The sequence below is a fragment of the Cupriavidus sp. genome (assembly GCF_057315035.1).
The window spans coordinates 49,698-74,967 of record NZ_DBHKYV010000022.1 but is presented as its reverse complement, the minus strand read 5'-3'; the positions used below and the strand labels follow the sequence as shown (position 1 = coordinate 74,967).

The window sequence follows — 25,270 nt, the reverse complement described above, 5'->3', positions numbered from 1 at the left end:
CATGCAAAACAGGAACGTCATCCTCGCCATCGACGAGGGCACGTCCGGCACACGGGCCGCGGTCGTGGCCGCCGATGGTCATGTGTCCTGCCTGGCCTATACCACGCTGCAGGTCGACTCGCCGCGCCCCGGCGTAGTCGAGCAGGACGCCAACGTGCTGCTGGAAAAGACCCTCGACGTCTGCCGCGACACGCTGGCGCAGGCGGCCATGCAGGGCCTGCGCGTTGTCGCGTTGGCCGTGGCCACGCAGCGCGCGACCGGCGTGCTGTGGGACACGCAAACCGGACATGCACTGGTGCCGGCCATGGTCTGGCAGGACACCCGCTATGCCCACGATCTGGATCAGCTTGCCCCCACCTGGGACCCGCGCCTGCGCACCCGCGTGGGCCGGCCCGCTGGCGTGCGCTCGCCCTATCTGTGGGCGGCCCGGCACCTGCGCGACACACCGGCCGTTGCCGAGGCCTGGCGCGCGCGCCGGCTGGCCTTCGGTACCGTCGATAGCTGGCTGCTCTGGCACCTGTCCACGCAGCGAGCGTGCGTGACCACGCCGACCAACGCCACATCGTGCAGTGCCTATGTGCTGGGCGAACACCGCTACCTGACGGAATGGATCGAAGCGCTCGACTTTCCGCCGGAGCTGCTGCCCGAGCTGCGCCAGGATGCCGATGACTTCGGTCGCACGCGCGCCGACCTGCTCGGCATCGACGTGCCGATCCTGGCCTGTGCCGGCGACCAGCTCGCCGGTGCCATCGGCCTGGGCTGCCTCGATGCCGGCCAGTCGATGTGCCTGCACGGCACCGGCAGCTTCGTTGACCTCGTGCTCGGGCCAAACCTGCCTGCCCGCAGCGGCCAATCGGACAGCACGCTGACCATGACGGCGCGGCGCTGCAAGGACGTCTCGCATTTTTCGGTCGAGACGTTCGTCGCCACCACGGGATCGGCACTGAACTGGGTCTGCGACAAGCTGCACTGGTTTGACAATGCGAAGCAGATCAGCACGCTGGCCGCCACCGTGCCATCGTCGCGTGGCGTCACCTTTATTCCGGCGCTGACCGGCCTGCGCGTGCCGCAGATGCAGCCCGAGGCGCGTGCCGCGCTGAACGGTGTGTCGATGGCCACCACGCAGGCCGAGATTGCACACGCCATCCTCGAAGGCATCGCCCACTCGGTGGCCTCGTGCATCGACGCCAACCGCGATATTGCCGGCATTCCAGTGACCGAGCTGGTGGTGGGCGGCGGGTTGTCGGGCAGCGACACGCTGCTGCAGATGCAGGCCGACCTGACCGGCCTGCCGATCCATCGCATGCAGGAAACGGACCGCGCCAGCCTGCGCGGCATTGCGTGGCTGGCCGGGGCATCCGGTCTGCTATGGGATTCGCTCGACCAGGCGCGCACCACGACCGAACCGGACGCAGTATTCGTGCCGCGCGTCGGTGCCGACGAACGCGCCGAACGGCGTGCCCTGTGGCATGCCCGCGTGGCTTCGGAACTCAACCATGTGCAGGCGTTTGCCACGCACTGACCCGTCAGGAGAAGCAAGCAACATGATGGTTCTGCCATTCCGCGGTGCCAACCGCGAACGTGCCGCCATGACCCGCACCGATCCGCTTCGGCTGGTGCGTACCGAACAACTGGACCGCCTGGCGTCCGATACCTTCGACATCCTGATTGTCGGCGGTGGCGTCACGGGCGCCTACGCGGCGCTGGACGCCGCCCTGCGCGGCTATCGCGTGGCCCTGGTCGAGAAGAGCGATTTCGCGTCGGGTACCTCCTCGAAGTCGTCGAAGATGGTCCATGGCGGCCTGCGTTATATCGAACAGGGCAACCTGGGCCTGGTACGCCATTCGCTGCTGGAGCGCCAGCGGCTGCGGCGCAACGCCCGGCACCTGGTGCAGCGCCTGCCCTTCCTGTTTCCTGTCATGGAACGCGACGGCGTATTCGACCAGCGCCTGGCCAAGGCCTTCGAAGGCCTGCTGTGGACGTATGACCTTGCCGGCGGCTGGCGCGAGGGCATCCTGCACCAGAAGCTCACCAAGGCCGAGGTGCTGTCGCACTGCCCCACGTTCAACGAGGAACACCTGAAGGGCGGCTTCCTGTACTTCGACGCGCGCGTGGACGATGCGCGGCTGACGTTGAACATCGCCCGCACGGCAGCGTTTCACGGTGCGGCCGTGGTCAACCACGCCCGCGTGGCCGAGATCACACGCAACGCGCAGGGCAAGGTCGACGGGGCCATCGTGGAAGCCGATGGCCGCGAGATCCGCGTTCGGGCAGGTGTGGTCGTCATGGCCACCGGCGTCTGGCTGCGCGACTGGACCGGACGCAAGAAAGGCGAAGACAAGACACTGCATGTCCGACCGGCCAAGGGCGTGCATGTGGCCATTCCCTGGCTCAAGATCCGCAACGACTGCACCGTAACGATTCCGGTACCCGGCCGCAGCCGCCGCGCCACCATCACGCGCTGGGGCAACGTCTCGTACCTGGGCACCACCGACGAGGATTACGACGGCGACCTGGACAACGTGATGTGCACGCGTCAAGAGCTGGACTTCCTGCTTGAAGGCGCACGGTCGGCGCTCAAGACCGACCTGCAGCCCGAAGACGTGGTGGGCAGCATCGCCGGCTGCCGGCCGCTGGTGGCCCCGCCCGGCGGCAAGACGCTGGAGATCAAGCGCAACCACGAGATCCACGTGGCGGGCGATGGCCTGGTCACGATTGTCGGCGGCAAGCTGACCACGTCGCGCCATATGGCCGAACAGACCATCGACGCAGCGCAGCGGGTGATCGGCAAGCGCGCGAAATGCCGCACAAAGTCGGCCTACCTGCTGGGTGCGGCAGGCTACGACCCGCAGGCCATCGTCGCATCGGGCGGCATGTCGGCGCATCTTGGCGAACGCTATGGCACCGAGGCGCGTTTCGTCAGCGACATCCTGCAGGCCAATCCCGCACTGGCGCGGCCCATCGTCGACGGCCTGCCGCACACCGAAGCCGAAATCGTCTACGCCGTACGGCACGAGCTGGCCGGCACGGTCGACGACATCCTTTCACGCCGCATCCGCGCCCGCCTGATGGCACGCGATGCATCCGCACAGGCCGCGCCGCGCGTGGCCCAGATCCTCCAGGCCGAGCTCGGGTTGTCCGCGCAGGCCGCCGCGCAGCAGGTCAGCGAATATCTGGCCGCTGTCGCCCTCGAAAAATCCGTCCTTATGGGAGAAGCAGCATGATCAGCAAGGAAGCCATCAAGCGCGGTTACAACCGCGGCAACTATCTCGTGGGCCAGCACACGCCGCCCCACTTCGCGGCCAGCATCGCCGAAACGCCTGACACGGCGGGCTTGCAGCGCGATGCCGTGGCCATTGACGCCGCCACCATCGACGCCTTGCGCCATGCCGCCGACGAAGTGCTGACGGCCACCGGCGACGTCGTGAAATGGACGCGCGACTGGTGGGCCGGATCGATGATGACCGAAACCGGCGGCCGCCCGGCCACGCCGCGCGGCGTGATCGTACGCGCATCGACGGTGGAGCAGATCCAGGCCGTGATGCGCATCGCCCATGCCGGCGCGATTCCAGTGACCGTATCCGCGGGCCGCAGCAACGTAACCGGCGCGGCCCTGCCGGTGCGCGGCGGCATCGTACTCGACGTCTGCGAGCTGAACCGCTTCCTTGCCTTCGACAAGGAAAGCCAGATCGTCGAAGTGGAAGCGGGCATGTTCGGCGATGTCTTCGAGCAGATCATCCAGCACGAACACGGCATGACGATGGGCCACTGGCCGTCGTCGTACGCCATCAGCACGGTGGGCGGCTGGGTAGCCTGCCGGGGCGCGGGCCAGTTGTCCACGCGCTACGGCAAGATCGAGGACATGACGGTCGGCATGGATGTGGTGCTGGCAGATGGCAGCCTGGTCACGGTGGGCGGCTATCCGCGCGCGGCACTGGGACCGGACCTGATGCAGATGTTCATCGGCTCGGAAGGCACGCTCGGCGTGATCGTGCGCGTTCGCCTGAAGCTGCACCGCCTGCCCGACTATGGCCGCGCCATCGCCTATGGCTTCAAGACCTTCGCCATTGGCCTCGAAGCGTGCCGCCAGATCATGCAGCGCGGCGCCAACCCGGCCGCGCTGCGCCTGTACGACGAGCTGGAAAGCGGCGTGCAGTTCGGCCTGCCTGAGACCAACGTGCTGCTGGTGGCCGACGAAGGGGCGCAAGAGATGGTCGAGGCCGTGATGGCCATCAGCGAACGGACCTGCGCGGAGCTGGGCGACAAGCTCGACGGCGATGCAATCTTCGAACGCTGGCTCGACACGCGCTACCTGACCGGCAAGAGCGCCGAAGGCTTCAAGCGCAGCCCCGGCTTCGTGGCCGATACGTTGGAAATGGCCGGGCCGTGGGGCGACCTGGCTGCGATCTATACCGACGTGGTGGCGGCGATCAACGCCGTGCCGGGCACGCTGGCCGGATCGGCACACCAGTCGCACGCCTATGTCGACGGCGCCTGCCTGTACTTCTCACTGCGCGGGGACGTGGCCGTGGAAGACCGCCAGCGCTGGTATCGCGCCGCCTGGGATGCCGCCAACGCGGTGCTGATCCAATACAATGCTGCGCTGAGCCACCATCATGGCATCGGCCTGCTGCGTGCGCCATACATGGCACCGTCGCTCGACACGGCATTTCCGGTGCTGGTGGCGGTCAAGCGGGCGCTCGATCCGCAGAACATCCTCAATCCGGGCAAGCTCGGCCTTTCGGACGCGCTGACCCACGAAGCCACGAAGTAAGCCCTATGGACAGGTCTCTCGGCGCCCGCCTGACACGACACCCGGTGATCGCCACGCTCTATGGCGTGGAACAGGTCGAAGCCATTATCGACAGCGAGGCGGAAGTCTCGATCGTGGCCAACGTGGAGCTGCGCCGCCTGCAGCCCGTGATTGCCATGCTGACGAAAGCCGGCAAGTATGTGATCGTCAATATCGACAGTTGCGAAGGGCTGTCGCAGGACAAGGGCGGCGTCGAGTACCTGGCCGATATCGGCGTGACCAGCCTGGTATCGACGCGCGTGGCCACCATCCAGCGCGCGAACCGCGCTGGCATGGTGACCATGCAGAAGGTCTTCGTGACCGATCGCTCCACCTGGCCACGCAGCGTCAAGGCGTTGGAACAAAGCGATCCGAACCTGGTGCAACTGATGCCGGCGCCCATGCTGTCACACCTGCCCGAGGCCGACCGCAAGGCACTGCCGCCCATCGTCACGTCGGGTTTCGTCTGCAACCAGGACGATATTCGCAGCGCCATCGCGCATGGCGCGGTGGCCATCTCCACCAGCGACCGCAAGCTCTGGAACCTGGAAGCGAAGGTGCTGAAGGCCTAGCTAGCGCTTGCCACGCGTCGCGAGCCAGCAAAGAATCGAACCCGCAACTACCATCGCCGCGCCCTTCCAGAACGCCAGGGACAACGGCGCATGCAGCAGCGCTGCGGCCAGGGCAGCCGAGACCACTGGAATGAAGTACGAGGCACCGGCGAGCACCGTCACGTTGCCGTGCAGGATGCCCACGTTCCACGCCGCATAGCCGAAGCCCATCGCGCAGGCAGCCAAGGCCAGGTAGATCACGCCAGTCATGCTGAATGCGATGGCCTCGCTGCCCGTGAACAGGTACTTGGCCCATAACGCGAGCGCGGTCAGGATGAAGAACAGCGTGACGGCGTTCTTGCCCTGGGCGATCCGCGCTGTCACCGTGCAGTAGGCCGCCCAGATGATTGCACCCGCAAAGGCCAGGCCATAGCTGAGCGGGTTGTCGCGCACATTCGCCGCCATGCCCTTCAGGTCGAGCCCTTGATCGCCGCCCAGTACCGTACAGATACCCAGAATGGCCACCAGGGCACCAGGCACGATCAGCCAGTTGGCCCGCTGACGGTTGAACAGGATGGCGGCCAGCATCGTAAACGTTGGCCATAGGTAGTTGACCATGCCGACTTCGATGGCCTGCCGGCCGCTGTTGGCGTAGCCGATCGACAGCGACAGGCACAGTTCGTACGATACAAACAGCAGGCTGCCCCAGATGCGATAAGACGCCGGCAGCGCCTTTAACCGCACAGGCCCCACCGAGATCCAGAGCAGGACCGAGGCGACCGAGTACATCAGGGCCGCCCCGCCTGTGGCGCCGAAGCTTTCGCTGACGCCGCGGATCAGGCCGATAATCGAACTCCAGAGGAGCACCGCCACAAGCCCGATCAGCGTTGCCTGTTTTCCTTGCATGACTGCCATTTGGGTGGAACTACCGATAAGAACGAGACGGGCCGTACTTTACTCGCTCGGGGCTCGCACATCGATCCTTATCGTCTTTGCTCCCAGCTCACTTCAACAGCAGGTCCGGCAACCACAGCGAGAATGCCGGCACATAGGTCACCAGCAGCAACGCCGCGAGCAGCGCGCCATAGAACGGCCAGATGGTCTTCATGACCTGCCCCACCGACACGCCGCCGATGGCGCAACCAACGAACTGCGTGGTACCTACGGGCGGCGTATTCAAACCCAGTGCGCAGTTGATGATCATCAGCATGCCGAACTGCACCGGGCTCATGCCGTAGTGCATGCAGATCGGCAGGAAGATCGGCGTGCAGATCAGGATGGTCGCCGCCATGTCCAGGAACGTGCCCAGAACGAATAGCAGCAGGTTCACCATCAGGAAGATCATCCACGGACTGGTCGATACCGAACCCAGGAACTGGCCAGTCAGTTCGGCCACGCCGTACAGGCTGATCATGTAGCCGAAGGTCGCCGAGATGCCGATCAGCAGCAGCACCACGCCGGTGGTCTTCACCGCCTTGGCCGCGGCCTTGATGAACTGTTCCCTGGTCAGTGAGCGATAGAGGAACACCGTCAGCGTCAGCGCATACAGCACCGCCACCGCAGCCGATTCGGTAGCGGTGAACACACCCGACAGAATGCCGGCGAGGATCAATACCACTACGAACAGACCCGGCAGTGCCGCAGCCAGCGAATGCCCAACGATTTCCCAACCGGGGAATTTGCCAGCCGGATACCCACGGCTGCGTGCCACGAAGTACGCGGCAGCCAGGTTGCAGATGGTCAGGATCAGCGCCGGCAGCACACCGGCCAGGATCAGCGCGGCAATCGATACCTTTCCACCGGCGGCCAGCGTAAAGATGATCATGTTATGGCTGGTCGGCATCAGCGCGCCCACCAGTGCTGCATGCGTGGTCACGTTGACCGCGTAGTCTGCGTGATAGCCCTCGCGCTTCATCATCGGGATCATCACCGCGCCCATCGCCGATACGTCGGCCACCGGCGAGCCCGACACGCCACCGAACAGCGTACACGCCACCACGTTGGACATGCCCAGGCCGCCGCGCACATGCCCGGCCATTGATTTCGCGAAGTTGACGATGCGCTCGGCGATGCCACCGTACAGCATCAGTTCGCCCGCAAAGATGAAGAACGGGATGGCCAGGAACGAGAACGCGTTCATGCCCGAGGTCATCTGCTGGAACACCACGGCCAGCGGCAGGCCTTCGTAGAGGATGGTAGCCACGGCTGACAGGCCAATTGCAAACGCGACGGGTACCCCGAGGATCAGGAACCCGAAGAAGCAGACGGTAAGAATGATCAGTGCCATGCCGGCTCCACTTCCGTGCCTTTCAGCACTGCAATGATGTGTTCAATAGAAAACAGCACGATAAGCACGCCCGCGATAACCGGCGGCAGGTAGCGCCAGCCTTCCGAGATACCGAGCGTGGGTAGCTTGTAATCAGCGACGGACAGCGCCAGGAATGCGCAGTTGTAGGCCATCACCGCGCCGAACGCGCCCACCAGTGCATGAATCAGGATTTCGAGCTTGGTGCGCAGCCGCTCTGGCAGCAGGATCAGCAACGACTCCAGGCCAATATGCCCAGAGTCGCGCACGCCCACAGCGGTGCCGAACATGGTCACGTACAAGACCAACAGCATGGCGACAGATTCCGCCCAGGTCGGCGTGTCATTGAGCACATAGCGGCCAAAAACCTGGTAAAGCACCGCGATGACGAGCAGCACCAGCCCAAAGATTCCAAGCCCGAGACAACCACGGGCCAGGCTGGCACAGAAGCGCGTGTAGAGACTGGCATGCACGGCAGGCACCTCGACGGCGTCACCGCGCACACCCTTCGCCGGGTGGACCGGCGTTGGGGATGGCGAAAGCATAATGAATTCCCTCGTTACGACCGAACGGCTTACTTCGTTTCCTGCGTACGGCGTACGAGGTCTTTCATTTGCGCGCTGGTGATGAAGCGGTCGTACACGGGCCGCATCGCAGCCTGGAACGATGCCTTGTCGACCTGGATTACCTGCACACCCGCAGCTTCCACGATCTTGCGCGACTTCTGCTCCCGTTCATCCCACAGCTTGCGCATGTAGGGCACCGAGTCTTTTGCAGCCTGGCGAATCATGGCCTGGTCGTCTTTCGAGAGGCGGTCCCAGGCGACCTTCGAGAACATCAGGATTTCGGGAGCCATCGAATGCTCAGTCAGCGAGTAGTACTTGGCCACCTCGAACTGGCGCGAGCTTTCGTAGCTGGGCCAGTTGTTTTCGGCACCATCAACGAGGCCAGTCTTCAGGCCGGTATAGACCTCGCCCCAAGGCATCGGGGTGGCGTTCGCGTGCATGGTTTCGAGCAGCGATACCCACAGGTCTGACTGCTGCACACGGATCTTCATGCCCTTGACGTCGGCCAGCGACCGGACCGGTCGTTTCGTGGTGTACATCGAGCGCGAACCGCTGTCGTACCAGGCCAGGCCGATAAAGCCGCTCTTCTCACACGACTTCAGGATGTCGTCGCCCACCTGCCCATCCAGCACGTGGCGCATATGTTCGGTGGAGCGGAACAGGAACGGCATCGTAGGCACGATGGTCGCCTCGCAGATGTTGTTCATCGCGGCCGAGTTCACTCGCACCATCGACAGTGCGCCGATCTTGGTCTGCTCGATCGCATCCTTTTCGCTGCCGAGCGCTCCTTGCGAGAACACCTTGATGGACATCTTTCCGTTTGAGCGTTGCTTGAGCAGATCGCTCATATGGCGCACGGCCTGAACCGTCGGATAGTCGTCGGGCTGGCCGTCGGAAGAACGGAACTCCACGGCCTGGGCTACGCCCGGCAGCGCCAGTGCCGTTGTGAGGGCCGCCAACAGCGTGGCCATACGGGTACGGGTATGGGTACGGGTAAAACGATGCACAAACATGTTATTGCCTCCAGATCTAATAAGTATTCTGCGTAGCGGGCGCAGTCATTCCGCAAACACGGGCTCCTCTGTCCCGCGCACGCCAGGGCGCAATGCGACCACTGCGCCCGACATGGGGTCGCTGTCGTCAGTGAAGATCGACGTCACGAACAGCGTGTCCAGTGCGCTGCCTCCGAATGCGCACATCGCCGGCTTGGCGAAGGGCACGGCCAGGCTGCGGTCAAGACGTCCATCCGGCGTGAACCGGTGTACCAACCCCGCATCGTTGCCGCAAATCCAGTAGCAGCCGTCTTCGTCGACGGCAGCGCCGTCGGGCCGGCCCGGATGGGCTTTCATGTCGATGAACAGGCGCGCGTTGGACGGCGTACCGGTGTCGGTGTCATAGTCGTACGCCCAGACTGCCTGGCGGGACGGATGCGAGTCGGAGAGATACATCGTCCGGCCATCAGGGCTGAATGCCATGCCGTTCGGCGTGATCATCTCCTCGCGCAGCACGTCGAACGTGCCACGACGTGCGTCGTACCGATAAAGCTTGCCGTCGGTCGCAGCCAGCGACATGTCCATCACCATCGTCCCGGCCCAGAAGCGCCCCTGGCGATCGCAGCGGCCGTCATTGAAGCGCATGCCATCGCGACTATGCTGCACGTGCGCAACGTGATGAGGCAGCGTGGCCGCGCTGCCCGGTTGCAACCTGCCGATGCGGAACAGGCCGCTTTCCATGGCCAGCAACCAGCCGCCGTTGGCGGTCATGGCCATGCACCCCGCCATCTGCGGGATGGTCCAGTGATCTGTCGCGCCATTCGATGGATCGAAGCGCCACAGGGTGCGGTTCGGAATGTCGGTCCAGTACAGCGCCGCTTCACCGGCATGCCAGACCGGACTTTCGCCGACACCGCAGCGAACCTCTCCTACCCGTTCGCAGGTCTCGATCATGGTCTTCTCTCCCTTGCAAATCATCCTTGTGCCTCGGACCGCGGCGCGACGGCGTACCGCCGCGCCTCACTGCTAGCTACTAGCGGCTGAATGAACCCGCAACCTGGAGGTTGCCGGAAGAGTTGCCAACGTAGGCAGTGAAGTTTCCGCTCGGAATCACAAAGGACTGTGCGGTCTTGTCCCAAACGCTGAGTGGATGGCTGCTGCCCGCAGGGTCGATCGTGACGGTCACGTTCTGTGCGGCGCCAGGAGCCAGGTCCACCTTCTGGAAGCCAACCAGGCGCTTCGGCGGTTGGCCGGCAACCGGCACTGACAAGTAGACCTGGACCACCTCGGAACCGCGCATGCTGCCGGTGTTCTTCACATTGACGGAAACCGAGTACTTCGCGCCGGCCGACGACACGTTTGGCGACGTCAACGCGAATGTGGTGTACGACAGGCCGTGACCGAACGGGAAGGCCGGTGCAACGCTGTTCGCGTCGTACCACCGGTACCCGATGTTCAGCCCTTCCGAGTAGGTCACCGTCGGAACACCATTGTTCATCACGCCCGGGAACTGGCTCGCCGTGATGCTGTCCATGAAGCTCTGACCCTTGAGAGGGAACGTGACAGGCAGCTTGCCGGACGGATTCGTCACGCCGAACAGCGCCTCGGCAACGATGTCGCCGTCCTCCTGCCCAGGGAACCAGGCTTCGAGGATTGCCGGGCCCGACGCGCCAACCCAGAGCGGGTCCAGCGGTACGCTGGCGTTGTCCTTGAGCACCAGCGCCGTCTTGGCAGCCATCGCCTTGGGGGTGGTGGAAGCGGTCGCCAGCAGATCAGTGATCATCGCCGCCGTATTGCTGTTCCCAGCCTGGTTGGCTGCAGCCGTGGAGAGTGTGTTCGGCTTGGCGACGTACCAGTCAAGATCATTGCCCAGCTTGGCCAAGGTCGTCCCCGTCGAATCGGCATACGAAGCGCGGTCGGCACCCTCTTCGGCAATGGTGCCTGCCATCACCACAACCGCATCCGCGGCAGCGGCTGCGCTCAACGCAGACGCGTAGGTGGTTGCGGTACCGTCAATCGTGGCGGTCTGGTTCGCATCATCGATAAGAACCAGCTTGACCGTGGCGCCGGAATTGCCCAGCGTCTTGAGGACATTCTTAATGCCGTCCACCGGCGCCACCGTGTAGTTCGGCACCACATCCGAACTTCCGCCACCGCCGCCCATGGGCTTGCCAACCATCACGCCACCCGCCACCGCTTGCTGCGCATAGACCTGCGTTGCCTTGCCGACGAGCACCACGTTGGCAACCGATGCTGCGAACGGCAGGGTCTGGTTGTTGTTCTGCAGAAGCACGGTGGAGCGCGCACCAATCGACTTTGCCTTGGCACCGCCAGCCGCATAGTCGATTGGCGTTTGAACAAGCTTCCGGTCAAAGATGCCCAGGCGGAACATCTGTGCGTAGCGACGCTTCAGTGCGGTATCGATGTCCGATGTCTTGATGGAGCCGGCCGCCAGGGCCGCGTCCAGCAAGGCGGGAGACCACTGGGCCGGCGTCGGCATCAGGTGATCCAGTCCGGCGAGCAACGGGGGCACGGTCGACTTCACTGCAAAGAAGTCGGACTGGACATAGCCCTTGAAGCCCCACTGTCCGCGCAGGATATCCGTCAGCAGGTGCTTGTTCTCGCAAGCCTGGGCGCCATTGAGCGAGTTGTATGAGCACATGACGGACGCCACGTTGCCGTCCTTGACCGCCATTTCAAACGGCAACAGATAGAGCTCGTGCAGCACCTGGTCGTCAACCACGGTGTTCATGCTCATCCGGTTGGTTTCCTGCTCGTTGGCCGCGAAGTGCTTGGCCATGGCAATCAGGCCACGACCCTGCACGGCATTGATTTCCGCCACGGCCATCACGCCGGTCAGGTATGGATCCTCGCCAAAATATTCAAAGTTGCGGCCGAGGCCCGGTGTACGCGCGAGGTTCACACCGGGGGCTTCGAAGACGTGCAAGGCGAGGTTATTGCCTTCCGTGCCGATAACATCGCCGAAATCGGTTGCCACTTGCGGATCGAACGATGCCGCCATGGCAATTGCCGACGGCAGCGCAGTGGCCTTGGCCGACGACGAGTGAGTGTATGCGGCCGTGGCATTGGCGGTATTGTTTGCCAACGATGCGTCCACGCAGTCGTTCTGCCCGATGCCAACGGGCCCGTTGGTCACCCGAAGCGTGGGAATGGCCAGCGCCGGAATACCGCTGACATGGCGGGCGCCGTAGCAGTTCGGCAGCTCGGGCACGATGCCAGGCGTATTGCCGACCAGTTGCTGTTCCTTCTGCTGCAGCGTCATCGCCGACACCAGCAATTGCGCGCGCTGTTCAGGCGGGAGCGACTTGTCCATCCAGGGAAGCGACGACGGTGTGACTGTGCCGGGTTGCGCGCCACTTCCCGACGCGTTGTCGTCTCCCCCACCGCAACCGGCAATCAGCGCGGCAAGCGCCGCGGATGCGATGGCGGCATATTTGAGGCCCTTGGTGTTCAAGCGTCCCTTCATTGTTTGTCTCCTGTCCCAGGTATAGTTTTTTGTGGTCGCGCGGAGGGTCCCGCGCGACCATGCACAGCAACTACTCTTGTCCTGCAGTGATGCGCGGTATCGTCAGAACTTGTGTCGCAGACCGGCCATCACGCCCACGCGGCTGCCGTGGCCGTAGAACGGGGTCTGGAATGTCGATTGCGCACCCAGCGTGCGCCAGGCATCGGTCAGCGTCGTGTAGTCGGCTTCGAGATAAACGTCGGTCCGCTTGCTGAATGCATAGTCGAGCATCAGGGCGCCGGTGAAGCGATTGCCCGAGTCATTGCCATGCTTCAGGTGGTCGTAGGTGCCCATCGCGATCATCGACCATGCCTGGTTGAACGCGTACTTTGCGCCGAGGTAGCCGGCCTGGTTCTTGTAGCCCGCGTTGTCGACGTTGCTGTTCGTGTAGCCGAGGTAGATCGTTGCAGGACCAGCGGTGTACGTGCCACCAAGTGTCCAGACCTTTTGATCGCTGTTCGGGACAGTCACACCGTAGTAGCTCGTGGTGTCCTTCATGATCTGGTAACCACCCGCCACCATGAACGGCCCTGCCGCATAGGTCAGGCTGCCACCGGTTGAAGACGATCGGGCAACGCTGCCCGGTTGCTCGCCGAACGCGTGCTGTGCGGCAACGGTGAAGCCGCCGAACTTGCCGGCGTACTTGATCATATTGTCCTGACGCACGCCACCCGTGTAGTTGCCACCCTGGAAGCCCACGATGGACAAGTTGGCCAGCGCCATCGCGTCATAGCTGGCGATGACTTCGTGAATGACCGTGAACTGCCGGCCCAGCGTGACGGTGCCGAAGTCGCCTTGCAGCCCGACATACGCCTTGCGTCCGAACAGGCGGTTGCCTTGCAGGCTCTGTCCGGCATCAGGCGAGAAGCCCGATTCGAGTACGAACAACGCCTGGTAGCCGCGGCCCAAGTCCTCTACGCCATACATGCCCCAACGGCTGCCGGTCAGCACGCCGTCAGTCATCTGCAACTTGCCGTTGCCGGCTGCGCTTTCATTGGTGGTGTAGCGGATCGTGGTGTCGACAATGCCGTAGAGCGTGACATTCGACTGCGCGTGGGCAGGTAACGCTGCACCGGCGGCTGCGATGGCAACAGCGGTGACAACGGGCGCAATGGCTCGCTTCATTTTTGTGGTCTCCGTCCTGAAGTGTTGTAAGTCTTGTTATGGGTTTTGCTGACTAACTACTTATGCGCGCGGGCTCGTGGGCAATGTGTAGTCCTCGATGACAAACGCTCCGCCTTGAAACAGTGATGCGGTCGGGTCAGCGTGCGGGGGAATGTGTTCGACCTGGGGCGCCCATGCTTCTGCATTCAGCGCGGGCAGGTACCCGATCGCGTTCTCTTCGGCGATGTCGTAGAACGCGCGCGTGTTGTTCGAGATGCCCCAGACCTCAGCGTAACCGGTGGAAGGCGCATCGATGGCGCGGCAGATGAGCTGGACCAGGTCCGCCTCGCCCAACCACGTGCTTAGCTGCCGCCGGTTGGTGGGTGGCTCGTCGGAGCCGCTGCCGATGCGCACGCAAACAGATTCGATGCCGTGCTTGTCCCAGTACATCCGGGCCATGCCTTCGCCCCACATCTTCGACAGGCCATAGAAGCCATCCGGCCGGTAGGCAGCATTGCCGCGCAGCTTGGTGTCGACCGAATGCATGCCGAAGGCGTGATTGGAGCTGGCGAAGATCACGCGCTTGACGCCATGGCGACGCGCGCCGTCATAGACTTCACGCAGCGCAATCAGGTTGTTTTCGATGATCTCCTGCAGCGGACGCTCAACGCTTGTGCCAGCCATATGGACCAGCACGTCCATACCCTTGAGCAACTGGTCCACGACCTCCGGATTGCGAAGATCACCATGGGTGAGATCTTCACCGGGATAGCCAGGAACCAGCGGCGACTTTCCTCCGGCCGACCGCAGGTGGTAGCCCTGCTCCGGCAGGCGCTTGCGCAAGATCTTCCCGAGATTCCCCGCAGCACCACTCAACGCAACTCTTTTTTCACTCATCATCAATGTGCTCATGAAGGCGGCATGTCCAACCAGCCAAGAGGGTCTGGCCGCACTACCTGTAAGGCCGTGACTGATTGTGGATGAGCGATTTCTGGCGGGCCAATGCTATATTTGGAAGAGGTCTTACCGAAACGGAAAGAGGAAGCACTGAATGGATCTAAGACAACTGACCTCGTTCATAGCAGTTGCTGAAGAGGGTCAATTGAGCAAGGCGGCCGCCCGCCTGTGCCTGTCTCAGCCGCCCGTCAGTCGACATATCCAGGCTTTGGAAGGGGACCTGGGCGTGCGATTGTTTGATCGCACCGCTGCAGGGATGGAACTCACCCAGGCAGGGAAAACCCTGCTTGGCGATGCCCGCAATATCGAGACGCTTATCCGCGAGGCCGCGGCGAAGGTCCAGAGAGCCAGCAAAGGTGAACTGGGTCGCCTCTCGGTAGGCGTCTATGGGTCGGCCATCTTCGGCGTGGTCCCACAGATCCTCAAGGACTTCAACGCGCTGTACCCGGACGTCGAGACCGTTACGCACTACGCGCAAACACCGGCACAGGTCCAGGCGCTACGACTTGGCCAGGTCCAGATCGTGTTCGAGCGGCTTATGCCAGCCGAGAGCGATATCAATGTCGAGCTCGTTTGCAAGGAAGAACTACTCGTCGCCATCAACGAGTCGCATCCTCTAGCCGGTGCGGACAGGGTCAGGATCGAGGATCTACGCAGCGAGACCTTTATCTTCGGTTCCGACCTCACGGCGGCATCCCAGGTTATCGAGCTGTGCAAGCGGGCGGGTTTCACACCGAATGTCGCGTCATCAAGCAGCAATGTGGTTACCGCGACGTTGCTCGCCGCGACGGGAGCCGGGGTTACGCTGGTGCCGGAATCGATGGTCAACGTCCGCTTTCCTGGCGTGAGATATCTTCGACTGGACAGCCCCGAACGCCAGTCGATGGACTTGTACTGCTTCTATCTCAACAAAGAGCTCGAGCCCGTTGTCTCGAACATGCTGGAAGTCTCGCGAACGTTTGCCGAGAAGCACAGGAACTCGGGGGGCTGACCTTTTGCGCGCGGCGTTGCTGAATTTTTCGCCAGTCGCCCGCCAATCGCCCAATACGCGAGATAATGGGGCGCTATTTGATCGACTTGAGAGGCAAGGAAGGGATGGGCAAGCAAGGCTTTACTACCAGCATCGTCCACGGCGACAGGATCTCGGGCACTGAGCACGGCGGCGTGCGGCAGCCCATCCATACGTCCGTGCAATATGGCTTCGAGCGCGTCGAAGACTTGATCGGCGTGTTCCAGGGCACCAAGAAAGGCGGCTTCAACTACGCGCGCCAAGGCACCCCGACTACCGCGGCGCTGGAACGCAAGATCACAAGCCTGGAAGAAGGCGTCGGCACGGTCTGCTTCAGCACCGGCATGGCCGCGATCACGGCCACCTTCCTCACGCTCCTGCGCGCGGGTGATCACCTCGTCTGCAGCCGCTATGTGTTCGGCAACACCAACAGCGTGCTCGGCACATTGCGCGGCTTGGGCATCGAAGTGACCACCGTCGATGCATGCGACCTGAATAGCGTGAAGGCCGCCATCCAACCGAATACCCGCATGGTGTTCGTCGAAACCATCGCCAATCCCGGTACGCAGATCCCGGACTTGCAGGGCATCGGCGACATGTGCCGCGAGTGCGGCCTCGCATATGTGGTCGACAACACCATTACGTCACCCGCGCTGTTCAAGCCGAAGGCGGTTGGGGCAAGCCTGGTCATCAACTCGCTGACAAAGACGATCGCCGGCCATGGCGCCGCACTTGGCGGTGCCGTGACCGATACGGGCCTGTTCGACTGGAGCGCCTATCCGAACATCGCCGATGAGTACCGGCGTTCGACGGCGAAGGAGCAAGGTCTGCTGCAGATCCGCAAGAAGGGACTGCGCGACATGGGCGCCTCGCTGTCGTCCGAGCAGGCGCACTCCATCGCGATGGGCGCGGAAACGCTCGCGCTACGCGTGAAGCAATGCAGCAACAACGCCCTTGCACTCGCCCAGTTCCTGGAAGGCCACGAGGCCATCGGCGCGGTGTTCTACCCCGGCTTGAAGAGCCACCCGCAATACGAGATCGCACAAACGCTGTTCAAAGGTGCGTCGTGGCTTCTGTCGTTTGAACTGCGCAACCCGGAACGCATGATCGAGGTCGTCAACGCGCTGCAACTGCCGATCAAGGCCACCGGCCTTGGCGATACCCGCACACTGATCATTCCCGTTGCACCGACGATCTTCTTTGAAGCCGGCGCGGAAACGCGCAAGGCCATGGGGATTTCCGACGGCATGCTGCGCCTGTCAACAGGCATCGAGGATATCGAAGACCTGATCAGCGATTTTTCGCAGGCATTGGCGCTGGCGAAGTAATTGTTGGCAACACACACGTTCCGAGCGACAGGTTCAACGAAAACCCAGTTGCCGTGACAGACGACCCGCCGCGGCCTTCAAGGCCTCGGGAACCGGACCGGTCCACTCTGGCTGCAATCGGTCGCTCGGGCATGTGGTGGATAACGCCATCACCATCTCGCCGCTCGCGTCGAACACTGGCACACTGAACGCGTTGACTGTCACCTTATGGCGTACGGAAGGCGCTGATCCCACGGCACGGGCGATGCCGTGGGCGCGCGCATCGGCCAGTCGCTCGGCAAATTCATTCTCATCGTGACTCGCCAGTTCGCGGCGAACGGCTTCCTGCACGGCATCTGCGCGCTGGAATGCCGCGAATGCCATGCCTGTTGCCGACTGCGTCAGGCTGACGACCACGCCGGTCTGCAGATATGGGCTCACCGGCGCGGTGGACGGTTCCCACCGCACAATGGTCGGGCCGAGATTGCCCCATACCGCCAGTCCCACCGTACGTTGCCCGATCTGTTCGCAGACCTCTGGCAACACCGCGCCCGCAAGACGCACTGCATCGAGTCCTGGCAAGCCCGCGGACGAACCGGTCGTTCCGGCCAGTTCCCCCAGATCATGGGCAAAGGTGACCATGTAGCGGCCGTCCCCGAATGCCAGAGGACGTCGCCCCGAACGCTCCATTCGCGTCACACGACCGATGTACACCACATGATCTCCGCCAGGGTGGGCCGCTACCTTCTCGCACTCCAGCCACGCAGCAGACCCGTCGATGATGGGTACGCCACCCGCGCCTTGCGTCACGGCGACGTCGCGAAACTTGTCGTCGCCGGACTTTGCGAACTGATTGGAGACCTGAATCTGGTGGTCCGCAAGAATATTCACGACAAAGCGCTCGGCATCGCGAAATGCGGGATAGCTGCTCGAATTCAGCGACTGACTCCATAGGATCAGCGGCGGATCCAGTGATACGGAGTTGAACGAATTTGCAGTGACGCCGAACGCCTTGCCATCTTTGTCCACGGTGGTAATCACTGTCACGCCGGTCGTGAAGGCGCCGAGCGTGCGGCGCAATTCGCGCCCATCGATCTGGTTCATGGGAGGATCCTTTCAGAACGCGAGGACGGAAGATTGGGCACCGGTCCGTGCAACGGTTGCCTGACGGAAGGCCACCAACTGGGCAATCGAAATCATCGTCAAGCGATGCTTTGCCGCAAACCGGATCAAATCGCCACGGCGCGCCATGCTGCCATCGTCATTGACGATTTCACAAAGCACGCCGCCAATGCCGCGACCCGCCAGGTGCACCAGGTCCTGGGCGGCCTCTGTGTGCCCCGGGCGTTCGAGCACGCCGCCTGCCCGGCTACGCAGCGGAAACACATGGCCTGGCCGCGCGAAATCCAGCGGTGCGCTGGTGGGCTCGGCCAGTTTGCGGATGGTGATGGCGCGATCGGTCGCCGAAATTCCCGTGGTGGTGCCCGCACAGGCGTCAACACTGACCGTGAAAGCGGTGCTGAATGACTCGGTGTTCGTCGCCACCATGAGCGGAATATCGAGGCGATCCAGCGCACTACCCGGCATCGACACGCAGACAACACCGCTGGTATGGCGAACCATGAATGCCATGGCTGCCGGCGTCATTGCGCTCGCTGCCATGATGAGGTCGCCTTCGTTTTCGCGATCCTCGTCATCGATCACGACGACAAATTCGCCGCGACCAATCGCCTCTATTGCTGCCTCGACGCTATCGAGGTCCCGTGCGGGGGGCGCCGGAATTTGCATGGCCTGTCTCCCTTGTGTTTGACAGGCCCAAGTCTAGATTCGGCCCAACGCCGGGGACAAATTGCCGAGATGAATGGATCTATAGCGAACCGTAATAAATGGCCACCCCCTCCATGGCCTTAGTCCTGCGCTTCGAGCTGGACCTTGAAATTCTGGCGCAGGAATGCCTGGAAATTCTGGGCCGCGGCGCTCAAGTCTGCCTTGCGCAGCACCACACTCCCGTAGCGGCGCGACGCATCGAGGTCGGTGACGGTCACAGTCACACGCGTGCGTTTGGCATTGTTCTGCACCATGGAGCGCGGCAGGAAGGTGATGCAGTGCCCCGCATCGATCATGCCGAGCAAGGTAGGCAGAGTGGCCACCGTCGCCACTTTGGCAGGGTCGAATTCGACGCCACGCTTGAGGAACACCTCAGCCAACTGCCTGCGCAGCGTCTCATAGCGATCCAGGAACATCAGCCGATGGTTCACAAGCTCGTCCAGGGTGACTGACGTCGCGCTAGCCAGTGGATGCTTGGCCGGTACCACCAGCAGCATCTTTTCCTCGGCGAGCGACTGGAACTTCAGTCCGCGCGGGGTGCCGTCCAGTGCAGTCACGCCGATATCCGCCTGGCCCTCGACCACGCTGCGAATCACACGCTCGTATGGCAAGTCTCGCAAGACGATCTGCAGGTCGGGGTAGCGCTCGGTATAGGCGTGAATCAGCCTTGGCAGGACCGTTGCCGACAACATCGGCGTGGCAGCCACCACCACGCGATTTCGTTCGTTCTCCGAGACGACATTGAAGCGTTTGAGCACGTCGCGCAAGCCACTGACCGCCTGCTCCGCGGCTTCGCTCAGCAGCAAGCCTTCCTCGGTGGGCTCCATCGAGCGCGTAGTGCGCTGCAACAGCTTTACGCGCAGCTTGTCTTCCAGGCGCCGAATACGGTTGGTCACCGCCGGCTGTGAAAGATGCAACTTCTGTGCGGCAACGCTGAAGCTGCGTTCGCGCACGACCCACAGGAAAGTCTCCAGCTCGGCCAGATCGAGACGGGTCAGCGAGGGGCGGTCGGGCGATTTATTCATGGTGGTTATAAAACTATCACACGCTGGAAATTGTGCCCATCAGGGTCGACGCCAATACTGCGCTCTCGACACGTTGTGATTTTCCGACCGAGAGAAGAGACCGAACATGAGCAAGACGCCTCGACAAATGGCCCTGGTGGCCTTCCTGCAAGCCCAGAACTGCTCGAACTATGTGGGCTCCTGGCGGCATCCGTCCAGCATGACCGATTACCTGTCGCCCGAGTACTACCAGCGCGTGGCACGCACGCTCGAGGACGGAAAGTTCGACATGGCGTTCTTCGATGACCGCCTGGCCATGCCCGACATCTACGGCGCCAGCCATCGCGAGACGGTGAAGTATGGCGTACGTGCCGTCAAGCTCGAACCAACATCAGTGCTGATGGCCATGGCAATGGTCACCTCGAAGCTGGGCCTGGGCGCAACGTACTCGACCACTTACTACGAGCCGTTCCACGTGGCGCGCCTCTTTGCGACGCTCGACCTGATGACCAAGGGACGCGTGGCCTGGAACGTGGTGACATCGATGAACGACTCCGAGGCCGCCAATTTCGGCCACGAGGAGCATCTGGAACACGATCTGCGCTACGACCGTGCCGACGAGTTCATGGAAGTGGTGATGGGCCACTGGGATACATGGCGTGAAGGCGCGATGGATCCCGACAAGGACACCGGGCTGTTTGCCGATCCGGACATGGTGCGGCGGCTTGACCACGCCGGCAAGTTCTTCAAGTCACGCGGCCCCTTGACCGTTCCGCGCTCGGCGCAGGGGCACCCTGTGATCCTGCAAGCCGGCCAGAGCGGTCGTGGACTCGCCTTCGCCGCGCGCTGGGGCGAAGTGGTGTTTGCCAAGTATCCGACGCTGGAAAACGGCAAGAAGCAATATCAGGCGCTGAAAGACGGCGTGGCCAATGCCGGCAGGGATCCAGACTCGCTCAAGGTCGCCCCCGAACTGAAGATCATCGTCGCCGATAGCGAAAGCCAGGCGCAGGAACAGCGCGAGCTTATCGCCAGCCTGTCGCGCCCCATCGACGGTCTGACCATGATTGGCGAAACGCTCAACATTGACTTCTCGGGCCGGCCATACGATCAACCGTTCACCGACGAGGAGCTTGCTGCGGTGTCGTGGCAAAGCCTGCGCGACAAGGTCGTGCAAGTCAGCGGCAAGCGCAATCCTTCGGTGAAGGACTTCGTGGAAGCCTCGGGCCGTGGCACGCTCAACGATGGTCCGGTCTTCTGTGGCACTGGCGTTCAAGTGGCCGACCAGATGGAGGAATGGTTCAAGACGGCATGCGACGGCTTTGTGCTGTCCGCCACCTCGGTACCGGGTACCTATGAGGACATCGTGCGTCTGGTGATTCCCGAACTGCAGAAGCGTGGCCTGTTCCGCAAGGAGTATGGCGAAGGCACGCTGCGCGGCAATCTGGGGCTCGCGCGTCCGGGTGCGGGTGACTGGCGCCGCGTTGCAGCCTGATCGGGAGCCATTAACCATGACGCAAACGGTACGCATGATGTCTGCCAGCGGCATTCTCGGCTATGGATTTCCCGAGAGCTCGTTGCAAGCCGCGCTGGCGCTGAAACCCCACATGATTGGCGTGGATGGCGGCAGTTCAGACCCCGGCCCGCACTACCTTGGATCCGGCAAGACACTGAACTCTCGTCTCGCCATGAAGCGCGACCTCTCGCTGCTGCTGCGGGGCGCCATCGCGAACGGCATTCCGATGATGGTCGGCACCTGTGGCGGTGCCGGCGGTGAGCCACACCTGCAGGCTTGCGCCGAGATCATGCGCGAGATTGCCGCCGAGCATGATCTGCATTTCAAGATGGCCTTGATCCATGCCGAGCAGGACAAGCCGTTCCTGCTCGAGCAGTTGGCGGCTGGCCGTATCAAGCCGCTGGGCGGTGCGCCGGCGTTGCACGCTGCCGATCTGGAACAGGCCGCGCGCGTGGTCGGCATGATGGGGCCCGAGCCCTATCGACAGGCGCTTGCCGCAGGCGCGCAGGTCATCCTTGGCGGACGCGGCACCGACCCGGCCCCCTGGGTTGCACTAGCGATGCACCACGGCCTGCCGGAAGCGCCTGCATGGTATGCGGGCAAGATCCTCGAATGCGCGTGCAATGCCGCCATCCCCAAGAAGCATGACTGCCTGATGGTGACCGTGGGTCCGGACTTCGTCGAAACCGAACCGCTCAATCCGGAACTGCGCTGCACCCCGCTATCCGTCGCCGTGCAAGCGCTGCACGAGAATGCCAGCCCGATTACGCGCTATGAACCGGGCGGCATCGTCGACTCCAGCGATTGCCGTATCGAGGCGCTGACCGACCGGCGCGTGCGCATCAGTGGCATGCGCTGGCTGCCGCGCCCCTATTCCATCAAGCTCGAAGGCGTTCGTCAGGCCGGCTACAGCGCGATTGCGCTGGCTGCTACGCGCGATCCGGGACTGATTGGCCAGATCGACAGCTTCATGGCCAGCGTGCGCGCGGCCACTGCCACCAAGGTAGCCGCGCTCGGCATTGGCCCGGACGACTATCGCCTGGTGCTGCGCCAGTACGGCCGCAACGGCGTCATGGGTGCATGGGAGCCAGCGCAGCAGGCCGCGCCGGTGGAGGTCAGCATCATTGCCGAAGTCGTCGCCCATACGCAGGACATCGCCAATGCAGCGTTGTCCCTGGCACGCGTGACACTGCTCCACTCCGATTTTCCGGGGCGCATGTGCCGCGAGGGAAATATGGCCTTTCCGTTCTCGCCCTCGGATATCGAGCGCGGGCCAATTTATGAATTCATGCTGCAGCACGTGCTCGAGATCGACGACCCGCTGTGCATGTTCCCGATCGAATACGAGCAAGTCTAAGGACTGGAAAGCATGGTCAAACTCAAAGACATTGCCAAGGCGTGCAAGAGCAAGAACGCCGGGCCGTTCCATATCACGCTCGACATCATGTTCGACAACGCCGTGTTGTTTGAACAGGTGCGAGCTACCGGCGTCATCAATCCCGAACTGATCGCCAGCCTCTACAACGTGGACGTGAAGCAGATCCTGTTCACGGAGTATCCACCTGCGCTGGCGTGGAAGGCCACGCTTGCGCGTCGCATTCCATCAGGCGCGGTGGGTGACACCGATGTGTACGGTGCCCAACAGCACGCGCCACTGCTCGATATCGAGATTCCGATCGCCCCACCCGCGTAAGCCCGACGCACTCACGAAGCATCTTCGTGCATCTTCGTGCGCCCCATACAAAATCAACGAGGAGACAACATGAAAGCGAAAACGATCCTGCGCCTGCTTCCCGCGGCGCTGCTGCTGCCTTGCCTGGCAAACGCCCAGGAGACGCTGAAAATCGGCGCGCTGGTCACCCTTTCGGGCGCCGGCGCCGCGTGGGGCCAGGCTCTGCTCTACGGCGCAGAGTTGGCCGCTGATGACGTCAACGCAAAAGGCGGCCTTGACGTGGCTGGCAAGCGATACAAGATCCAGGTCATTCCGTACGACGACAAGTACCAGTCGAGCGACGCCGTAACGGCCGCCAACCGCTTGATCTCCGAAGACAAGGTCAAGTACATCATCGGCCCGATGGGCTCGGCTCCCGCGCTCGCCGTGGCGCCGCTGACGGAGCGCAACAAGGTCATCATCATGACGCTCGGATTCTCCGCCAAGGCGCTGAGCCCGGAGAAGCCCTATTCTTTCCGTCCGAACCTGACCACCGAGGAAACCTCGTATCCGTCGATTGTCTGGCTGGTCAAGAACCTGAAGCTCAAGAAGGTGGGCGCACTGTTCCCGAATGACGAATCCGGCCAGCAGATCTCGCGTGACCTGGAGAACGCCTACGCCAAGGCCGGTGCATCGTTGTCCGCGAAGGAGTTCTTCGAGCGCCAGCGCGTGGACATGGTGCCCTTGCTGACCCGGATGCTTGCCTCCGGCATCGATGCCATCGAGCTCGACGGTAACTCCCCGCAAACTGCCGGTCTGATTGTTCGCCAGGCCCGCGAGTTGGGTTTCAAGGGTCCGATTGTCCGCAACGGCGGTCCGGCCACGCCCGAGATCGTGGCCGTTGCGGGCAAGCCTGCCACCGAGGGCATGCTGGTCAGCTCGCTTACCGACCCTGACAACAAGGCGGTTGCCAACTACGCCCAGCGCTACAACGACAAGTACAAGAAGAACATGAACGGTTTCAGCCCCGCGTTCTACGATGGCACGAACATGCTGTTCGTGGCCATGCAGAAAGCAGGAACGGTGACCGACTCCGAACGCGTGCGCAAGGAGCTTGAGAGCATCAAGAACTACCCGGGCATCCAGGGCACGCTGAACTGGGGTGGCAAGGCCAAGTACGGGATCGATCATCAGATCGAATCGCCATTCTTTATCTCGGAGGTCAAGGACGGCAAGGAAGTGGTGCGTGCGCGTTGCAACGTCAGTGTCTGCGAATCCGTTGAGCGGTGAGCGACATGGATACCACAAGCCTAGTCGCGCAGGCGCTGGTCAATGGATTGATCATCGGCCTGCTCTACCTGCTCATGGCCATCGGCTTCACGCTGGTGTTCGGGGTCATGCGGATCGTCAATTTCGCGCATGGCGAGTTCTACATGTTCGGGGCGTTCTTTGCCTATGTGCTCGTCGCCAACTGGCACTTCCCGTTTGTGGCGGCCGTCGGCATGGCCTTCGTGCTGTCGGTCATCCTCGGATGGTTGGTCGAAGAACTGGTGCTCAAGCCTTTCCGCCATGACGAACTCAACGGCATGATTGCGACCATTGGCCTGGGCATGATTCTTCAAGCCATTGCCCTGATGGTCTATGGCCCTGACCCGCAGTTCATGCCCTCGGTGGCTGACGGCAGCCTGTCGATCGGTTCGGTCACGCTGCCCATGTCACGCCTGTACGTGGTGGGCTTCTCGGTGGCTGTTCTTATCGCGCTCTACGTGTTTCTCGGGCATTCCCGCACCGGTCGCGCATTGCGCGCCGTAGTGCAGGACACCGAGATCGCTACGGCACAGGGCGTGCGTGCACGGCTGATCTATCCGCTCGGCTTCGGTATCGGCGTGGGACTGGCTGCTGTTGCCGGAGCATTGATGGCGCCGTTGTTCTCGGTTTCGCCATTCATCGGCGCCACGCCGCTACTCAAGGCGTTCATCGTCGTGATCCTGGGCGGGCTTGGAAGTATTCCCGGCGCTGCGCTGGCGAGCCTGCTCCTCGGGGTAACAGAAAGTGCCGCGAGCACCTTCATGAGCAACAGCATTGCCGAGATCATGATCTTCGCGCTTGTGATGGCGATGCTCGTTATCCGGCCTACCGGCCTGCTAGGCCGTGCGGAGACCTGAC

General features: G+C 62.8%; 22 protein-coding genes. 11 read left to right on the top strand and 11 right to left on the bottom strand.

The genetic code is table 11. The annotated features are described in order from the left end of the window. Window position 1 precedes the first annotated feature (1 nt). Genes ACO550_RS23705 through ACO550_RS23690 form a run of 4 tightly spaced genes read left to right on the top strand, consistent with a single transcriptional unit; the run spans window position 2 to window position 5,364 of the window. Entirely contained in the window at window positions 2-1,522 is a 1,521-nt protein-coding gene (locus ACO550_RS23705; protein WP_315595893.1) for an FGGY family carbohydrate kinase, read from the top strand. Between the two features lie 22 nt (window positions 1,523-1,544). Further along, the gene (locus ACO550_RS23700) at window positions 1,545-3,224 is read left to right on the top strand and encodes an FAD-dependent oxidoreductase (RefSeq protein ID WP_315595892.1); all 1,680 of its coding nucleotides are present in this window, start codon (window positions 1,545-1,547) and stop codon (window positions 3,222-3,224) included. Continuing rightward, window positions 3,221-4,774, top strand: coding sequence for an FAD-binding protein (locus ACO550_RS23695; RefSeq protein ID WP_315595891.1), 1,554 nt, complete (start codon window positions 3,221-3,223; stop codon window positions 4,772-4,774). Before ACO550_RS23700 ends, ACO550_RS23695 begins: the two co-directional genes overlap by 4 nt. A gap of 5 nt (window positions 4,775-4,779) precedes the next feature. Next, a complete protein-coding gene (locus ACO550_RS23690; RefSeq protein WP_315595890.1) occupies window positions 4,780-5,364 on the top strand; it encodes a glycerol-3-phosphate responsive antiterminator in 585 nt (194 codons plus the stop codon). Here ACO550_RS23690 and yddG read toward each other — a convergent pair whose 3' ends face one another. From yddG to ACO550_RS23650, 8 genes are all read right to left on the bottom strand, one after another. Further along, on the bottom strand, window positions 5,365-6,249 hold the full coding sequence (gene yddG / locus ACO550_RS23685; protein WP_315595889.1) for an aromatic amino acid DMT transporter YddG: 885 nt from the start codon (window positions 6,247-6,249) through the stop codon (window positions 5,365-5,367). A 97-nt stretch (window positions 6,250-6,346) separates the two neighbouring features. After that, window positions 6,347-7,630: a TRAP transporter large permease subunit gene (locus ACO550_RS23680; protein ID WP_315595888.1), complete on the bottom strand. Its 1,284-nt coding sequence runs from the start codon at window positions 7,628-7,630 to the stop codon at window positions 6,347-6,349. Continuing rightward, a complete protein-coding gene (locus ACO550_RS23675) occupies window positions 7,621-8,193 on the bottom strand; it encodes a TRAP transporter small permease (protein WP_315595887.1) in 573 nt (190 codons plus the stop codon). Before ACO550_RS23675 ends, ACO550_RS23680 begins: the two co-directional genes overlap by 10 nt. Window positions 8,194-8,222: 29 nt before the next feature. After that, window positions 8,223-9,227 carry a TRAP transporter substrate-binding protein gene (locus ACO550_RS23670; RefSeq protein WP_485994968.1) on the bottom strand — a complete coding sequence of 335 codons (1,005 nt, stop codon included), beginning with the start codon at window positions 9,225-9,227 and terminating at the stop codon, window positions 8,223-8,225. 45 nt (window positions 9,228-9,272) lie between these two features. Next, window positions 9,273-10,160, bottom strand: a complete 888-nt coding sequence (locus ACO550_RS23665) for an SMP-30/gluconolactonase/LRE family protein (protein WP_315595886.1) — start codon at window positions 10,158-10,160, stop codon at window positions 9,273-9,275. 79 nt (window positions 10,161-10,239) lie between these two features. Next, a complete protein-coding gene (locus ACO550_RS23660; protein ID WP_315595885.1) occupies window positions 10,240-12,693 on the bottom strand; it encodes a beta-glucosidase in 2,454 nt (817 codons plus the stop codon). Between the two features lie 102 nt (window positions 12,694-12,795). Then, the gene (locus ACO550_RS23655) at window positions 12,796-13,857 is read right to left on the bottom strand and encodes a porin (RefSeq protein WP_315595884.1); all 1,062 of its coding nucleotides are present in this window, start codon (window positions 13,855-13,857) and stop codon (window positions 12,796-12,798) included. Window positions 13,858-13,917: 60 nt separating this feature from the next. Then, window positions 13,918-14,748 carry an NAD(P)-dependent oxidoreductase gene (locus tag ACO550_RS23650; protein ID WP_315595883.1) on the bottom strand — a complete coding sequence of 277 codons (831 nt, stop codon included), beginning with the start codon at window positions 14,746-14,748 and terminating at the stop codon, window positions 13,918-13,920. A gap of 139 nt (window positions 14,749-14,887) precedes the next feature. On the opposite strand from ACO550_RS23650, the gene ACO550_RS23645 reads away from it, so the two are divergent. Both ACO550_RS23645 and ACO550_RS23640 read left to right on the top strand, forming a co-directional pair. Beyond that, a complete protein-coding gene (locus tag ACO550_RS23645) occupies window positions 14,888-15,784 on the top strand; it encodes a LysR substrate-binding domain-containing protein (protein WP_315595882.1) in 897 nt (298 codons plus the stop codon). 104 nt (window positions 15,785-15,888) lie between these two features. Next, window positions 15,889-17,130, top strand: coding sequence for a cystathionine gamma-synthase family protein (locus tag ACO550_RS23640; protein ID WP_315595910.1), 1,242 nt, complete (start codon window positions 15,889-15,891; stop codon window positions 17,128-17,130). Window positions 17,131-17,163: 33 nt separating this feature from the next. On the opposite strand, the gene ACO550_RS23635 is transcribed toward ACO550_RS23640, so the two are convergent. The 3 genes from ACO550_RS23635 to ACO550_RS23625 all read right to left on the bottom strand — a co-directional run bounded on the left by ACO550_RS23635 (window position 17,164) and on the right by ACO550_RS23625 (window position 19,961). Continuing rightward, window positions 17,164-18,213, bottom strand: coding sequence for a flavin reductase (locus tag ACO550_RS23635; protein WP_315595881.1), 1,050 nt, complete (start codon window positions 18,211-18,213; stop codon window positions 17,164-17,166). 12 nt (window positions 18,214-18,225) lie between these two features. Further along, window positions 18,226-18,897, bottom strand: a complete 672-nt coding sequence (ribB, locus tag ACO550_RS23630) for a 3,4-dihydroxy-2-butanone-4-phosphate synthase (protein ID WP_315595880.1) — start codon at window positions 18,895-18,897, stop codon at window positions 18,226-18,228. A gap of 119 nt (window positions 18,898-19,016) precedes the next feature. After that, window positions 19,017-19,961 carry a LysR substrate-binding domain-containing protein gene (locus ACO550_RS23625; protein WP_315595879.1) on the bottom strand — a complete coding sequence of 315 codons (945 nt, stop codon included), beginning with the start codon at window positions 19,959-19,961 and terminating at the stop codon, window positions 19,017-19,019. Window positions 19,962-20,067: 106 nt separating this feature from the next. Between ACO550_RS23625 and ACO550_RS23620 the strand changes: the two genes are divergently transcribed. From ACO550_RS23620 to ACO550_RS23600, 5 genes are all read left to right on the top strand, one after another. Further along, a complete protein-coding gene (locus ACO550_RS23620) occupies window positions 20,068-21,432 on the top strand; it encodes an NtaA/DmoA family FMN-dependent monooxygenase (protein ID WP_315595878.1) in 1,365 nt (454 codons plus the stop codon). A gap of 16 nt (window positions 21,433-21,448) precedes the next feature. Beyond that, entirely contained in the window at window positions 21,449-22,810 is a 1,362-nt protein-coding gene (locus ACO550_RS23615; protein WP_315595877.1) for an acyclic terpene utilization AtuA family protein, read from the top strand. 12 nt (window positions 22,811-22,822) lie between these two features. Further along, window positions 22,823-23,146 carry a DUF4387 family protein gene (locus ACO550_RS23610; protein ID WP_315595876.1) on the top strand — a complete coding sequence of 108 codons (324 nt, stop codon included), beginning with the start codon at window positions 22,823-22,825 and terminating at the stop codon, window positions 23,144-23,146. Window positions 23,147-23,215: 69 nt separating this feature from the next. After that, window positions 23,216-24,394, top strand: coding sequence for an ABC transporter substrate-binding protein (locus ACO550_RS23605; RefSeq protein ID WP_315595875.1), 1,179 nt, complete (start codon window positions 23,216-23,218; stop codon window positions 24,392-24,394). Between the two features lie 5 nt (window positions 24,395-24,399). Next, complete coding sequence (locus ACO550_RS23600) at window positions 24,400-25,269, top strand: ABC transporter permease subunit (protein WP_315595874.1); 870 nt, start codon at window positions 24,400-24,402, stop codon at window positions 25,267-25,269. Window position 25,270: the final 1 nt, after the last annotated feature.